Origin of the sequence: Streptomyces sp. NPDC092952 (genome assembly GCF_044754785.1) — a bacterium.
GTDB lineage: Bacteria > Actinomycetota > Actinomycetes > Streptomycetales > Streptomycetaceae > Streptomyces.
Window position 1 is genome coordinate 102,335 of sequence record NZ_JBIVPT010000006.1, and the last position, 14,561, is coordinate 116,895.

Here is a 14,561-nt window from a genome sequence, read left to right on the forward strand (position 1 = left end):
ACCCGCGTGCGGCCGACCGGGGTTCAGTGGTTGCCGGGGGCGAGGGGGGCGACGAAGACGGCTCGGTTGCCGTCCGGGTCGGTGAGGGTCAGGACGCGCGAGGTGTCGGTGATCCGGGGGCCGTCGTGATGGATGCCCGCGTGCGCGAGCCGGGTGAGGCGTCCGTCCAGATCGGACTCGTACAGGACCACGGTCGAGTGTCCGGCGCGGTCGGGCTCGGCCCAGACCTGGATGCCGTGGGTGTCGGACAGGTGCCACTCGATCAGGCCGCGCATCGGCCGGGTGTCGGGCCCCCGCCCCAGCAGTGCGGTGTACCAGGCGGTCGCCGCGTCCAGGTCGGTGACGGTCATCTGGGCGAGCAGTCGGTGGATCGTCACGGTGCTTCCTCCGCAGGTCCGTTGAGGGTGTCCGGTGTTCCGTGGGGGCTCGCGGCCCCGGACCCGGTTCCGGCGGCCCCGTGGGTCCGGAGGAAGGTGCCCAGCGCGTCGAGCCATGTGCCGGTTCCCCGTTCGCGCCAGTCCGGCTCCTCGTCGCCGCTCAGGAAGGCGCCCTGCTCGGTCAGGACCAGGAGGGTGCCGGTGTCCTCGGGGTGGAACTCCACCGTGGTCAGGGACACCGTCGCGAGCTCGTCGCCGACGCTGAGGGTGGAGGTGTAGACGAGCCGCCGGTCCGGGACGATGTCGCGGTAGTACGACTCGAAGACCAGCTCCGGGCCGTCGGCGCGGCGGGCCCGGTTGACCTCGCGTCCGCCGACCCGGAAGTCCAGCTCGTGCGCGGCGTCGGCGCCGGAGAACCACCCTGCCTTGGACCGGGGGTCGGACCAGGCGGAGAACACACGGGCGGGCGGGGCCGGGTAGTGGCGTTCGAGGCTGAAGGTGGAGTGGGTGGTCCGAGGGTCGGTCATGTCCTTGTCCCTTGTCCGGAGTCGGTGGAACCGGTGCGGTCGTCGTCGGCGGGTTCGGTGGCCAGTTGGTCGCCGAGCCGGTCCAGGCGCTGCTCCCAGTCGGTGCGCCGGGCGGCGAGCCACTCCTCCGCGGCGCGCAGCGCGGCCGGCTCGACGCGGCAGGTGCGGACCCGGCCGACCTTCTCCGAGCGCACCAGGCCGCACTCCTCCAGCACCTGGAGATGCTGCATCACCGCGGGCAGCGACATGGCGTAGGGCCGGGCCAGCGCACTGACCGAGGCCGGGGCCCCGACCAGGCGTCGGACCATGTCCCGGCGGGTGGCGTCCGCCAGCGCCTGGAAGACCCGGTCCAGATCGACCTGTTGGTTAGGCATGTTCTTAACTATGGAGCGGATTCCCGGATAGTCAAGAGGTTGGTTAAGTAACCTTCGACGAGGGGGTGTTGGCCTGATCCGAACGGAAGGCCTTGCGGCCTTCCCGTTCGGTGTGTCCGGCCGGTGGGGTCGTGGGTACGGTCTTGCGGAGCCGTGCTGCCCGCGGTGTGCGGCCCTGGTGGAAGGGATCGGAGAGGCACGTGCTGAGTGACGAAGAAGTCCTGCGATCGGTACGGGAGTTGGCCAAGGGGCGGGGCGAGGACGTCCCCGCCGCGCTGCCCGGCGCGGCCGAGATCACCCGGTACTGCCTGCTGGAGGGCGAGATCGTGCGCTGCGTGGAGAGCCGCACGGAGAAGGAGCGGTTCCACGCCGGGCCCCTGGATCTCTCGGGCAGGCCGGTGTTCGAGACCACCATCCACGCGCACCGCGTACCGCCGCCGCAGGACCCGTCCCAGGAGAAGACCTTCAGGCTGGTCCGCCGTGGATCGGTCGACGACCGGTCCTGCGACTGCGGCAACGGGTCCGTCACGTGTCAGCGCTGCTCGGGGGCGGGCGACGTGCGCTGCGACCCGCGTACGCACTGCACCGGGTGCAAGGGGAACGACAGTTGTCTGCGCTGTGACGGCACCGGCAAACGCTCCGGCGCGCCGGCGGACCGGACCGCCCGGGAACAGGAGGAGCGCGTCACGTGCAGGCTCTGCGGAGCCCTGGACGCCGCGTGCGGAGTGTGCCGCGGGCGCGGGGCGGTGGAGTGCCCGACCTGCCGGGGCGCGGGGCTGCGCCCCTGCCCCGACTGCGACCGGGCCGGGACGGTACCCCACCAGCACTGCAAGGGAACGGGTCGGACGGTGACCTGGACGGAGGGTGTCATCACCCGGAGTCCCGACACCGACAGGGTCAGGCTGCCCCAGTTCGGAGTCCCCTACCTCGCCCGGCAGAGCGCGCGGGAGAAGGGCGCCTGGGTCCGGACGGACCTGACGGACGACAAACCCCTGCCCGACCGGCAGGCCAAGCTCCTCGGCCAGGAGCTGCGGACGAAGCTCGTGGAGCGCGACCAGGAGATCGCGCGCCGCGTCGACCTCAGCTATCTGCCCCTCGCGCGCGTCGTCGTCACGGCGCAGCCGCACCGCGTCTACTACGTCGTCCCCACCGCGCGTGCCCCGTACGTGCTCCTGCTGCCCTCGCGGCGGAGGTCCTGGCAGATCGCCGCCGTGGCCTGCGGCGCACTCGCCCTGCTGTTCCTGGTCGTACGGCTCATCGGCTGACCGTTCGGCACGGGCCCTGCGACGGTGCGGCGGGACCGGCGGCGCGCCGTCGCAGGGCCCGTGCGCCCGGCTCACCTCAATGGCGCACGTACCGGCGGGGTCCGGCGGTCGTTGATCGTCTCGGATTGTTCACATTCCCCGAGGGCGCCGCTCGCCGGTCCCAAGGGGCCATCCGAGCAGAGGAGTTGCTCCATTGAAGCGCAATGCTCTCGCCGCCGTGGCCGCCACCGCCGTCCTGGCGACGACCGGCCTCGTCGGTTCGTCGACGGTCGCCGGTGCGGTGCCCGGAACGGTCTCCGGGGACGGCGGCAACCGCATCGGCGTCCTGAAGGTCGACGGTGACGCCCAGGTGAAGGAGGGCGGGCTGAGCGCCGCCTGGGTCAAGGAGTCGGGGAGCATCAAGCAGCTCACCCTCTCCGGCGACCGGATCGGCGTCGTCACCGGCGACGGGGTCGCCTGGGTCAAGGAGGGCGGCCTCAGCGCCACCTGGGTCAAGGAGGCCACCGACGTCAAGCGGATCGCCCTCTCCGGCAAGCGGATCGGCGTCCTCAAGGACAACGGCGAGGCTTACGTGAAGGAGGGCGGGCTCTCCGCCACCTGGGTCAAGGAGTCCGTCAAGGTCAAGGAACTCGAACTCTCCGGCAACCGGATCGGCGTCATCACCGGGGACGGCGTCGCCTGGGTCAAGGAAGGCGGCCTCAGTGCCTCCTGGGTGCGCGAGTCGGAGAACGCCATCGGCATCGACCTGGCCGGCAACCGCATCGGCGTCCTCGTCGGCAACGGCGTCGCCTGGGTCAAGGAGGGCGGGCTCAGCGCCTCCTGGGTGCGGGAGGCCGACGACGTCATCCAGCTCGAACTGTCCGGCAACCGCATCGGCGTCCTCAAGGACGACGGCACGGCGCACGTGAAGGAGGGCGGGCTCAGCGCCACCTGGACGCACGTGTACGACCACGCCATCCAGATCGCGCTCTCCGGCAAGCGGATCGGCGTCCTCAAGGGCGACGGCGACGCCCGGGTGAAGGAGGGCGGGCTCAGCGCCACCTGGGTCCTGGAGGCGGACAACGTGACGGAGCTGGCGCTCTCCTGAGCCCCGCCCCCCTTACGGCGGGACCGCCGCCGCGCCGCACACCGGTGCCGACCTCGGTGTGCGGCGCGGCGTGGCGCCACTGGTGGCCGTGCCTGCGGACGCCTCGGAAAATCGCTGGTCAGAGGGGTGAAGGTTCGGTAGGAAGAGGGGCATGACTGCCTCCTCCGCCGCTCCCGCCGAGCTTCCCGACGCCGCCGCTCCCGCCGGGAGCCCCGCCGACCCCAAGACCTTCGTCCGTACCGCATTCGATCTCGGGGACGTGGTGCTGCGCCCCTGGACCCGGGCGGACGCCGACTCCGAGGCCGTGCTGGACGCGCTGGTGACCGCCGCCGCCGACCCGGTGGTCGCCCTCTGGAACCCCATCCGGGCGACCGACCGGGACGCCGCCCGCACCTGGGTGGAGGCGCGCGACGACGGGTGGGAGAAGGGCACGGCCGCCTCCTTCGCCATCCGGGACGCCGCGGACGGCGCGGTGCTCGGCAGCGCCACCCTGCGCTGGACCGACCGTGCGGACGGGCTCGCGATGATCGGCTATCTGCTGCTGCCCGCCGCCCGGGGCCGGGGCGCCGTCACCCGGGCGGTCGCCGCGATCACGGACTGGGGATTCGACACCGCCGACGTCCGCCGGGTCGAGATCGCCCACGCCGTCGAGAACGCGGCGTCCTGCCGGGTGGCCGACCGCTGCGGCTACCTTCCCGAAGGGGTGCTGCGCGAGTCCTACCGCTTCGGCGACGGCGAGTACCACGACGAGCACCTGCACGCCCGACTCGCCAAGGACCCCCGCCCGTAGGGGAGTTGACGGAGTGGCACACTCTCCCGGGAACCGGCCGCGCCCCTTCCGTACTCATAGGATCGACGCGACTTCGGGGATACGGGGGTGGTCGATCGTGGTGCGCGGCGGTCCGGAACGCGGACGGGGCGGACGGCGCCGGTACGGGGTGCTGGCGGCGGTGCTGCTGCTGGCGACCGCGTGCGGCGGAGGCGGAGGGGGCGGTGGCGGTGGTGGGGCGAAGAAGTCCTCGTCCGCCGCCGGCGCCACCGCGACCGCCGCCGGGGAGGCGGCGCCCGACGCCACGGACGGACCGGCCGTCGACGCCGACCCGGCGCGCCTGCCCACCACCCGGAAAGCGGCCCTCGCCCTCATCGGGAAAGTCATCGCCGGGCCCGAGGACTTCGGCCCCGGCACCGTCGCCCGCACCCCGTACGAGTCCGGCCCCGACACCTGGCCGGTGCTCGACACGAGCTGCGTGTGGCAGCAGCGCCCGTTGGGGCGCGGGATCCTCGCCACCCTCACCCGCTCCTTCGAGTTACCCGCGACCAAGGACAAGGGCCCGCTGCGGCTCGCCGCGATCATGACCGTCCACCGAGCCGACGACGGCGCCCGGTGGGAGATGGCCGAATCGCTGGAGGAGACGATGCGCTGCCCCACGCAGCAGCTGCGCCAGGGCGAGTTCATCGGCGGACTCGGCGCGAACGCCCTGGACCGGGGCGAGGGCAATCAGACCAGCTCGGACGACTCGCTGATGGAGTCCGGGCAGTACCGGAGCGCCGAACTCGGCGGACCCCAACCGTACTTCTGGAAACAGGACCGGATCCTCCGGTTCACCTTCGCCGTGACCGCCAAGGGTGCCAAGGGATGGCGGGTCGGCGAGATCGACTCCCTCAGCATCAAGGCCCAGGCCGCCATGCTCGGCCGACTGGGCGACGCCATCATGAAGAAGGGCTGAGGCGCATGGACGAGCTACGGGCCTCGGACCCGTCCTGGATCGGCGGACACCGGCTGTTCGGGCGGCTCGGCGCCGGCGGCATGGGTGTCGTCTACCTCGGCCGCGACACCCAGGGGGCGCTGGCCGCCGTCAAGGTGATCCTTCCCGAACACGCCGGGGACGCCGACTTCCGGCTCCGGTTCCGCCGCGAGGCCGGGGCCGCCCGTCGCGTCACCAGTCCCTGGGCGGTCCAGGTGACCGGATCCGGCACGGAGGAGGAACGGCCCTGGCTGGCCACCGAGTTCGTCCCCGGACCCGCGCTCTCCGAGACGGTCACCCGCTGCGGCCCGCTGCCCGCCCGCAGCGTCCGGGTCCTCGGCCGGCTGCTGGCCCGCGCCCTGGCGTCGGTGCACGCGGCGGGACTCGTCCACCGCGACGTCAAACCCGGCAATGTGCTCCTCGCCGCCGACGGGCCCCGCCTCATCGACTTCGGCGTCGCCCGGGTCACCGACGCCACCGCGCTGACCGCGGCCGACCTGGTGGTGGGAACGCCCGGCTTCCTCGCCCCCGAACAGGCCGCCCGGGGCGCCTCGGCGGTCGGGCCCGCCGGTGACGTCTTCTCGCTGGGCTGCCTCCTCGCGTACGCCGCGACCGGGCGGCCGCCGTTCGGGAGCGGTGCCGTGGACGCCCTGCTCTACCGCACGGTCCACTCGGAACCCGACCTCGACGGGATCGACGACCCCGAACTCCGTTCCCTGCTGGCCGGTCTGCTTGCCAAGGACCCGGCCGCCCGCCCCACCGCCGCCGCACTCGACGGGGTGATCACCGAGGACGCCCCGGACGGCTCGGTCGACTGGCTGCCCGAGGACGTCGTACGGCTGATCGCCGAACGGTCCGCCGAGATCCTCGCCCTGCCCGGCATCGACGCGACCCGCGTCGACACCCCGGACACCCCCGCCCCGTCCCGGCGCGGGCTGATCCTCCTGGCGGGTGCCGGAGCGGTGGCCGTCGCGGGCGGCGGCGTCCTCGCCGTCCGCGAATGGCCGCGCGGCGACGCCACCGGGGCCTCCGGCGCGAGCGGTCCCGGCACCTGGACCATCGGCGTACAGGCCGACCTGTCCGGGCCCCGGGCGGCGATCGGCCGCGCCCAGGAACGCGGGGTGCGGCTCGCCGTCGACCGGTTCAACGCCCGTACGGACAAGCCGTTCACCCTGAGGGTGGAGGCCGCCGACGACCGGGGCCGGACCGCCGAGGGCAAGCGGGCCGCCGAGCGGTTCGTCCGGGACCGCGACGTGCTCGCCGTCGTCGGCCCCACCGACGACCCGGTCACCACCGCCGTGCTCAGCACCTACGACGAGGCGCTGCTGCCGATCGTCACCGTCTCCTCCCAGCAGATCGCCTTCGCCGTGCGGTCGATGCGGTCGTTCTTCCAGGCCGTCCCGTCCGACGTCGCGCTCGTCCACCCGATCCGCGACCGGCTGGTGCTCCGGCCCGACGTCCAACGGCTCGGGGTGCTCGTCGACCGGGCCGGGGGCCAGTCCGCCTACCTGGCGGGCTACTACCTCAACCAGACCATCGCCGACACCACGGACGGCACCACCTACCCGCGCGTGGTGCCCGCCGGAACGCGCGACCTCGCCCCGGTCGTGGACGACATGCTCACGCACCGGAGCGACGCCTTCTTCCACGCCGGGGACCAGGCCGGGGCCGCCCGCGCCGCCCGGGCGCTCGCCGCCACCTCCTACCAGGGGCCGCGCATGGCCATGCACACGGCCATCGGCGACCGCTTCCTGAAGGACGCCGGGGCCGCCGCCGAGGGCTGGGAGTTCGTCGCGCCCTGGATCGGCGCCACCGCTCCCGCCGCGAAGGAGTTCGCCGCCGCCCACCGCGCGAAGTACGGCACCGCCCCCGCCCCCTGGACCGCCGAGGCGTACGACGCGGCCGGACTGGTCCTCGCCGCGCTCACCCCCCTCTCCCGGAAGAACCGGCCACCCGCCCGGTCCGCGCTGGTCGCGAAGATCTCCTCGTCCACGTACCGGGGGATCTCCCGCACCTACGCCTTCACTGACGGCTACCGGCTGAAGAACTTCGACGGCCACCTCCACGGCGTCCGCGACGGTGCCTTCCGCTACCTGGGCGCGGCTCCCATGGAGACGGGCTGATCCGGCGTGCGACCGCTCCTTGCGGAGGACCCCCGGAGCATCGGCGGCAACCGGCTCCTGGCCCGGCTCGGTGCCGGCGGCATGGGCGTCGTCTACCTGGCCCGCACCCCCGGCGGGCAGCTCGTCGCCGTCAAGGTGATCCGGGCCGAGCACGCCGCCGATCCCGGCTTCCGGGCCCGGTTCCGGCGCGAGGCCGAGGCCGCCCGCCGGGTCGACGGCCGCTGGGCGGTGCCGGTGACGGACGCCGACACGGAGGCCCACGAGCCCTGGCTCACCACCGTGTTCGTGCCCGGCCCCTCGCTTGCCGAGGTCGTCGCCGCCGAGGGCCGCCTGCCGCCCGCGACCGTACGGGCGCTCGGGGCTCGGCTCGCCGAAGCGCTCGACGCGGTCCACACGGCCGGGCTCGTCCACCGCGACGTGAAACCCGCCAATGTGCTCCTCACGCTCGACGGGCCCCGGCTCATCGACTTCGGCATCGCCCGGCACGAGGGCGCCACCGCCCTCACCGAGCCGGACGCGCTGATCGGCACGCCCGGCTACCTCGCCCCCGAACAGGCCTCGGGGAGACCGGTCGGGCCCGCCTGCGACGTCTTCGCGCTGGGCTGCGTCCTCGCGTACACGGCGACCGGGCGCCGCCCGTTCGGGAGCGACGGGGCCGCGTCCGTCCTCTTCCGCACCGTGCACGAACCACCGGACCTGGACGGGCTGCCGCCCGCCCTGCTGCCGCTCGTCGAGGCGTGCCTCGCCAAGGAGCCGGCCGACCGGCCCACCGCCCGGGAAGCGGCCAGGCGGCTGGCCGCACCGCCCGGCGAGGACCCGGCCGCCTGGGCGCCGCCCGGCCTGGCCGCCCTGATGGCCACCCGCTCGGCCGAAGCCCTCGACATCCCCGCCCCGGAACCGCCCCCCGAGCCGCCCACCTCCGCCGGGGAACCCGCCCCGCGCGGCCCGTCCCGGCGCACCGTGCTGACCGCAGGGGCCGGGGCCGTCCTGCTGGCCGGCGGCGCGGTCGCGGCCTGGACGGCGGTGGACCGGCGGCGCGGCACCGGGGCCGGGAAGGCGCCTCGTACCGTCCCCACCCACACCGTCGCCCTGCACGCCGACCTCACCGGACCCGGCCGGGCACTCGGCCTCGCCCACCAGCGCGGCATGCGGCTCGCCGTCGACGACCACAACGCCCGCCCCGACGCCCCCTTCCGGCTCGCCCTGCGCACCGAGGACGATGCCGGGAACGCCACCCGGGCGCTGCGCGTCGCCGACCGGATCGCCGCCGACCCGGACGTGCTCGCCGTCGTCGGCCCCACCCACGACGTCGTCGACGCGGCCGTCGTCCAGCGCTACGAACGCACCGGCCTCGCCCAGCTCGTCGTCTCGGCCGGGTCCACCACCGCCGACACGGCCTCCACCCAGAACCTCTGCCTGCTCCGGGCCCTGGACGACCAACTGGCCACCGGCCTCGTGTACCACCTGTTCGTGACCCGCCGGGCGAAGCGGATGGTGATCGTGGAGGACGGTGCCGACCCCACGGGCGCCTGGGCCGTCAGAAGCACCCTCACGGAGACCGCGCCCAGGAGCACGGCGTTGACCGTGCACCAGGTCAAGAGGGGAGCCGACGACTTCGGCCCGGCGGCCCGCGCGGCCCTCGACGCGGGCGCGGACACCGTGGTCCTCGCCGGGACCTCGCCCACCCGGGGCGCCCGCTGCGCCGTGGCCCTGGCCGCCGCCGGATTCACCGGCACCCGTGCGTCCACCGGCCCGGTCCTCGCACCCGCCTTCCTCGACGGGGCCGGGAAGGCCGCCGAGGGCTGGGTGTTCGCCGAGGCGTACAGCGACCCCTCGGCGATGCCCGCGGCCAAGGCGTTCACCGCCGCCCACCGCGAGCGCTTCGGCACCGACCCCGCTCCCTGGGCCGCCGAGGCGTACGACGCGGTCGGGCTGATCGCCGACGCCGCCCGCACCACCATCGCCACCCGGGCCCCGCGCGAGGGCATCACCCAGCGCCTCTTCCTCACCACCCACAAGGGCATCAGCCGCACCCTGGAGTTCGCCCCGACCCGGTCGGTGGACTACACGACGGGCCTCTTCCTCCACCGGATCGAGAAGGGCCGCGCCCGCTACTTCCGTACACCCCTAGTGACCTGAGCGGCCCGGCCGGACGGACGAAGGCGGGGAGACCCGGATGGGCCGGACGGGTGGAGGTCGCGCGGCATGAAGCGGATCTTCGGGCGCGCTTAAGAAAACCTCGATGGACCTGTGGCGCGGGGTGCGGCAGATTTCTCCGTGACGGCCGAGGATGGTGCGCGGCAGCCGATCGACGCGCGCTGCCGCATGTGTCCCGTCCCCATTGTCTTCCCCGGGCCGCAGGCTTCCTTCAGGCATGCCCCCGGCCCGGGGTGCTCAACGCCGCACCAGCACAGGGAGTCACCGCCGTGAAGGCACTCGTCAAGCAGAAGGCCGAGCCGGGACTCTGGCTGATGGACGTGCCGGAGCCGGAGATCGGCCCCTCGGACGTACTGATCAAGGTGCTCCGCACCGGCATCTGCGGAACCGACCTGCACATCCGCAACTACGACGGCTGGGCGCAGCAGGCCGTCCGCACCCCGCTCGTCCTCGGCCACGAATTCGTCGGCGAGGTCGCCGCGACCGGCGCCGACGTCGTCGACATCGCCATCGGCGACCTGGTCAGCGGCGAGGGCCACCTGGTCTGCGGCAAGTGCCGCAACTGCCTGGCCGGCCGCCGCCACCTGTGCCGCTCCACGCTCGGCCTCGGCGTCGGCCGGGACGGCGCGTTCGCCGAGTACGTCGCCCTGCCCGCCTCCAACGTCTGGGTGCACCGCACCCCCGTCGACCTCGACGTCGCCGCGATCTTCGACCCGTTCGGCAACGCCGTGCACACCGCGCTGTCCTTCCCGCTGGTCGGCGAGGACGTCCTGATCACCGGCGCCGGACCGATCGGCATCATGGCCGCCGCCGTCGCCCGGCACGCCGGCGCCCGCCACGTCGTCATCACCGACGTCAGCGAGGCCCGCCTCGAACTGGCCCGCAAGCTCGGCGTGAGCCTCGCCCTGAACGTCGCCGAGGAGACCATCGCCGACGGCCAGAAGCGGCTCGGACTGCGCGAGGGCTTCGACGTCGGCCTGGAGATGTCCGGCCGCCCCGAGGCGATGCGCGACATGATCGCGAACCTGACGCACGGCGGGAAGATCGCCATGCTGGGACTGCCGTCCGAGGAGTTCGCCGTCGACTGGTCCCGCGTCGTCACCTCGATGATCACCATCAAGGGCATCTACGGCCGCGAGATGTACGAGACCTGGTACGCCATGTCCGTCATGCTGGAGGGCGGCCTCGACCTCGCCCCCGTGATCACCGGCCGGTACGGCTACCGCGACTTCGAGGCGGCCTTCGACGACGCGGCGAGCGGCCGCGGCGGCAAGGTCATCCTCGACTGGACCTCCTGACCACCCGTATCCAGCCCACGAGCCGGGAGACACCCCTCATGTTCGACTCCGTCCGCGACGACCTGCGCACCACCCTCGACGAGATCCGGGCCGCCGGCCTCCACAAGCCCGAGCGCGTCATCGGCACCCCGCAGTCCGCGTCGGTCGCCGTCACCGCGGGCGGGCGCCCCGGCGAGGTGCTCAACTTCTGCGCCAACAACTACCTGGGCCTCGCCGACCACCCCGAGGTGATCTCCGCCGCCCACGAGGCGCTGGACCGCTGGGGCTACGGCATGGCCTCGGTCCGCTTCATCTGCGGCACCCAGGAGGTCCACAAGGAACTGGAGCAGCGCCTCTCCTCGTTCCTCGGCCAGGAGGACACGATCCTCTACTCCTCCTGCTTCGACGCCAACGGCGGCGTCTTCGAGACCCTGCTCGGCCCGGAGGACGCGGTCATCTCCGACGCCCTCAACCACGCCTCCATCATCGACGGCATCCGCCTCTCCAAGGCCAAGCGGTACCGCTACGCCAACCGGGACATGGCCGACCTGGAGACCCAGCTCAAGGAGGCGTCCGGCGCCCGCCGACGGCTCGTCGTCACCGACGGCGTCTTCTCCATGGACGGATACGTCGCACCGCTGCGCGAGATCTGCGACCTGGCCGAGCGCTACGACGCCATGGTCATGGTCGACGACTCGCACGCCGTCGGCTTCGTCGGCCCCGGCGGCCGCGGCACCCCCGAGCTGCACGGCGTGATGGACCGGGTCGACATCATCACCGGCACCCTCGGCAAGGCGCTCGGCGGCGCGTCCGGCGGCTACGTCGCGGCCCGCGCCGAGATCGTCGCCCTGCTGCGCCAGCGCTCCCGCCCGTACCTCTTCTCCAACTCTCTCGCCCCGGTCATCGCGGCGGCCTCGCTGAAGGTCATCGACCTGCTGGAGAGCGCCGGGGACCTGCGCGAGCGGCTGAACGCCAACACCGAGCTGTTCCGCACCCGGATGACCGCCGAGGGCTTCGACATCCTGCCCGGCGACCACGCCATCGCCCCCGTGATGATCGGGGACGCGGCGAAGGCGGGCCGGATGGCGGAACTGCTCCTGGAGCGCGGGGTGTACGTGATCGGCTTCTCGTACCCCGTCGTCCCGCAGGGCGCGGCCCGTATCCGCGTCCAGCTCTCCGCCGCGCACTCCACCGAGGACGTGAACCGGGCCGTCGACGCCTTCGTCGACGCGCGGGCCGCGCTGGGGGAGTAGGCCCGCGCCCAGGTCGGGGCATCCGCCGTGACCTGGGACAATGGGTGCATGATCGATGTGCGGCGGCTGCGTGTCCTCCGTGCGGTGGCCGACCACCGCACGGTGACCGCGGCCGCCGCCGCGCTCTACCTCACCCCCTCCGCGGTCTCCCAGCAGCTTGCCGCGCTGGAGCAGGAGACCGGGCACCGGCTGGTCGAGCGGGGGGCGCGCGGAGCCCGGCTGACCTCCGCCGGGGAGATCCTGCTCGGCCACACCAACGCGGTCCTCGCCCAGCTGGAGCGGGCCGAGGCCGAGCTGGCCGCCTACAGCGCGGGGGACGCCGGTACGGTCACCGTCGCCGCGTTCGCCACCGGCATCGGTCTCGTCCTCGCCCCCGCCATCGCCGAGCTGGGCCGCACCGCCCCCGGCATCCGGGTCCGGGTCCAGGACGCGGAGGGCGACGCGAGCGTCCCGATGGTCCTGGACCGGCAGGTCGACGTGGCGGTGGCCGTGGAGTACCGGGGCGCCCCCGGCGACGACGACCGGCGGCTGACCCGGGTGCCGCTCTACTCCGAGCCGTTCGACGCGGTGCTGCCGGTCGGCCACGCGCTGGCGGGCCGGGCCCAGGTGGCCATCGCCGACCTGGAGAAGGACGCCTGGATCGGCCCGTACCCCGGCAACCCGTGCCACGACGTGGTGGTCCTGTCCTGCGAGTTCGCCGGGTTCCAGCCCAGGATGGAGCACTCCTCGGACGACTTCCGGGCCGTGGTCGCACTCGCCGGGGCGGGCGCCGGGGTTGCCCTGGTGCCGCGCTCCGCGCTGCTCGGGATGGAGCTGGGCGGGGTGGTGGTGCGCCCGGTCGAGGGCAACGCGCCGACCCGCCGGGTCTTCGCCGCGGTACGGCAGGGCGCCGAGGGGCACCCGCTGATCGCCCCGGTGCTCGACGCCCTGGCGGCCGCCGCGGTACGGGAAGGGGCCCTGCCGCTGCCCGCGTCGCCGTGACGCGGGCACGGCCCGCGTCGCCGGACGCCGGGCTCAGACCACGCCGACCAGCACGATGACCAGGGCGGGCAGTGCGATGAAGACGGTGCCGAGGTAGACGGCGAGCACCCACCGCCGCTCGGCGGCGAGGCGGGCGAGGCCCTCGGCGCAGAACAGTGGCAGCGGGCGCAGCAGCGGGATCACGTAGATCACGACGATCGCGAACAGGTTGTAGACCAGGTGCACGAAGGCCGCCTGGAGGCCGATCCGCGCGTCCGGGCCGACGCCGGCGAACGCCGCGAAGACCACCGTGAACGTCGTGCCGAGGTTGGAGCCGACGACGACGGGATACACCTGGGCCGGTGTCAGGATGCCCGTTCCGGCGAAGGGGACCAGCACGGAGGTGGTGATGGTCGAGGACTGGGTGACGACGGTCACCCCCATGCCCGAGGCCATGGCGAGGTAGGGGTTGCGGCCGACAGCCCTGATCAGGACGTCGCGGGCCCTGCCGACCATGAGCAGTTTGAGCAGCTTTCCCAGGTAGCGGACGGCGACCAGGATCAGCACGGCGCCGACCAGGATGGTGAAGAACGGGCCGAGGGTGCTGCTGAGGTGCGAGGTCGCGCGGACCACCCCGTGCTCGACCGGCCCGGTGACCGCCCGGACGACGTTGAAATGGGCCGGGTTCGGCAGCCAGTCGGCCCCGTACAGCGCCCGGGTCAGCGCCCCGCTGATGCGCTCCAGCGGATGCCAGACCAGCTCGACCGGGAAGAAGAGCAGCAGCGAGAGCCAGTTGTAGAAGTCGTGGACGGTCGAGGCGCCCAGCGCGCGGCGGAACTTCTCGCGGTCGCCGATGAAGGTCAGCGCGACCAGGCTCGTCGTCACGGTGGTGCCGACGTTCGCGCCCAGGATGATCGGGATCGCGCCCTGGATCGGCAGGGCGCCCGAGCCCACGGCGGTGACGGCGATGGCCGTCGTCGTGGTCGACGACTGGATCAGGACCGTACCGAGAACGCCGACGCTGAGCCCGACCCACGGATTCGCGGCGAAGGCGAACAGGGAGTGCGCCGCGTCGCCGCCCAGCCCCGCGAAGCCCCGGCTGATGATGCTGACGGCGCAGATCAGCAGGTAGATCAGCCCGACGACTCCGCACCAGCCGAGAGCCCTGGCCCAGACGGGGAGCTGGACGGCGCCGTCCCCGGCCCCGGGGTCCGTGCCTGTTGAAGGGGGCCGCCGGGAGGCGCCACGCTCCGGATCTCTGCCGTCCGGCCCGCTGTCGGACACGGATTCCGCCATGACCCCAGACTACGAGTTCCTGACCAGGGCGTACGTGACCAGTCGCTGTGCGTGTCCGAGGGGCGGCCGGGGCCGGGGCGCGTCGGTACGGCGGGTTCCCGCCCCCACCTGCCGCCGTGC

Annotated in this window: 13 protein-coding genes; 9 read left to right on the forward strand and 4 right to left on the reverse strand. The window is 73.6% G+C overall.

Annotated elements, in window-relative coordinates:
• Positions 1-23: 23 nt before the first annotated feature.
• The 3 genes from ACIQGQ_RS17075 to ACIQGQ_RS17085 are packed head-to-tail and all read right to left on the reverse strand — an operon-like array spanning position 24 to position 1,278.
• Positions 24-377 (reverse strand): VOC family protein, encoded by a 354-nt coding sequence (locus ACIQGQ_RS17075; protein WP_402396238.1) that lies wholly within the window; start codon positions 375-377, stop codon positions 24-26.
• The gene (locus ACIQGQ_RS17080) at positions 374-904 is read right to left on the reverse strand and encodes an SRPBCC family protein (RefSeq protein ID WP_402396239.1); all 531 of its coding nucleotides are present in this window, start codon (positions 902-904) and stop codon (positions 374-376) included. Before ACIQGQ_RS17080 ends, ACIQGQ_RS17075 begins: the two co-directional genes overlap by 4 nt.
• Entirely contained in the window at positions 901-1,278 is a 378-nt protein-coding gene (locus ACIQGQ_RS17085; protein WP_402396242.1) for an ArsR/SmtB family transcription factor, read from the reverse strand. The genes ACIQGQ_RS17080 and ACIQGQ_RS17085 overlap by 4 nt, the downstream gene beginning before the upstream one ends.
• A 200-nt stretch (positions 1,279-1,478) precedes the next feature.
• On the opposite strand from ACIQGQ_RS17085, the gene ACIQGQ_RS17090 reads away from it, so the two are divergent.
• From ACIQGQ_RS17090 to ACIQGQ_RS17130, 9 genes are all read left to right on the forward strand, one after another.
• Entirely contained in the window at positions 1,479-2,543 is a 1,065-nt protein-coding gene (locus tag ACIQGQ_RS17090) for a hypothetical protein (protein ID WP_402396244.1), read from the forward strand.
• Between the two features lie 193 nt (positions 2,544-2,736).
• Complete coding sequence (locus ACIQGQ_RS17095) at positions 2,737-3,630, forward strand: peptidase S1 (protein ID WP_402396246.1); 894 nt, start codon at positions 2,737-2,739, stop codon at positions 3,628-3,630.
• A gap of 151 nt (positions 3,631-3,781) precedes the next feature.
• Entirely contained in the window at positions 3,782-4,420 is a 639-nt protein-coding gene (locus ACIQGQ_RS17100; protein WP_402396248.1) for a GNAT family N-acetyltransferase, read from the forward strand.
• Between the two features lie 97 nt (positions 4,421-4,517).
• Positions 4,518-5,357 carry a hypothetical protein gene (locus tag ACIQGQ_RS17105; RefSeq protein WP_402396251.1) on the forward strand — a complete coding sequence of 280 codons (840 nt, stop codon included), beginning with the start codon at positions 4,518-4,520 and terminating at the stop codon, positions 5,355-5,357.
• Between the two features lie 5 nt (positions 5,358-5,362).
• Positions 5,363-7,498 (forward strand): bifunctional serine/threonine-protein kinase/ABC transporter substrate-binding protein, encoded by a 2,136-nt coding sequence (locus tag ACIQGQ_RS17110; RefSeq protein WP_402396254.1) that lies wholly within the window; start codon positions 5,363-5,365, stop codon positions 7,496-7,498.
• A gap of 6 nt (positions 7,499-7,504) precedes the next feature.
• A complete protein-coding gene (locus tag ACIQGQ_RS17115; RefSeq protein WP_402396256.1) occupies positions 7,505-9,637 on the forward strand; it encodes a bifunctional serine/threonine-protein kinase/ABC transporter substrate-binding protein in 2,133 nt (710 codons plus the stop codon).
• 287 nt (positions 9,638-9,924) lie between these two features.
• Positions 9,925-10,953 (forward strand): L-threonine 3-dehydrogenase, encoded by a 1,029-nt coding sequence (gene tdh / locus ACIQGQ_RS17120; protein WP_402396258.1) that lies wholly within the window; start codon positions 9,925-9,927, stop codon positions 10,951-10,953.
• A 38-nt stretch (positions 10,954-10,991) separates the two neighbouring features.
• The gene (locus ACIQGQ_RS17125) at positions 10,992-12,185 is read left to right on the forward strand and encodes a glycine C-acetyltransferase (RefSeq protein ID WP_402396260.1); all 1,194 of its coding nucleotides are present in this window, start codon (positions 10,992-10,994) and stop codon (positions 12,183-12,185) included.
• Positions 12,186-12,233: 48 nt separating this feature from the next.
• Positions 12,234-13,166: a LysR family transcriptional regulator gene (locus ACIQGQ_RS17130; RefSeq protein ID WP_402396262.1), complete on the forward strand. Its 933-nt coding sequence runs from the start codon at positions 12,234-12,236 to the stop codon at positions 13,164-13,166.
• A gap of 33 nt (positions 13,167-13,199) precedes the next feature.
• Here the strand turns inward: ACIQGQ_RS17130 and ACIQGQ_RS17135 are convergent, their stop codons facing one another.
• Complete coding sequence (locus ACIQGQ_RS17135) at positions 13,200-14,441, reverse strand: Na/Pi symporter (RefSeq protein WP_402396265.1); 1,242 nt, start codon at positions 14,439-14,441, stop codon at positions 13,200-13,202.
• Positions 14,442-14,561 lie beyond the last annotated feature (120 nt).

Coding starts and splice junctions, on each gene's coding strand:
- ACIQGQ_RS17080 (WP_402396239.1), bottom strand. CDS start 904: ATGACCGACCCTCGGACCACCCACTCCACCTTCAGCCTCGAACGCCAC.
- ACIQGQ_RS17085 (WP_402396242.1), bottom strand. CDS start 1,278: ATGCCTAACCAACAGGTCGATCTGGACCGGGTCTTCCAGGCGCTGGCG.
- ACIQGQ_RS17100 (WP_402396248.1), top strand. CDS start 3,782: ATGACTGCCTCCTCCGCCGCTCCCGCCGAGCTTCCCGACGCCGCCGCT.
- ACIQGQ_RS17110 (WP_402396254.1), top strand. CDS start 5,363: ATGGACGAGCTACGGGCCTCGGACCCGTCCTGGATCGGCGGACACCGG.
- ACIQGQ_RS17125 (WP_402396260.1), top strand. CDS start 10,992: ATGTTCGACTCCGTCCGCGACGACCTGCGCACCACCCTCGACGAGATC.
- ACIQGQ_RS17130 (WP_402396262.1), top strand. CDS start 12,234: ATGATCGATGTGCGGCGGCTGCGTGTCCTCCGTGCGGTGGCCGACCAC.
- ACIQGQ_RS17135 (WP_402396265.1), bottom strand. CDS start 14,441: ATGGCGGAATCCGTGTCCGACAGCGGGCCGGACGGCAGAGATCCGGAG.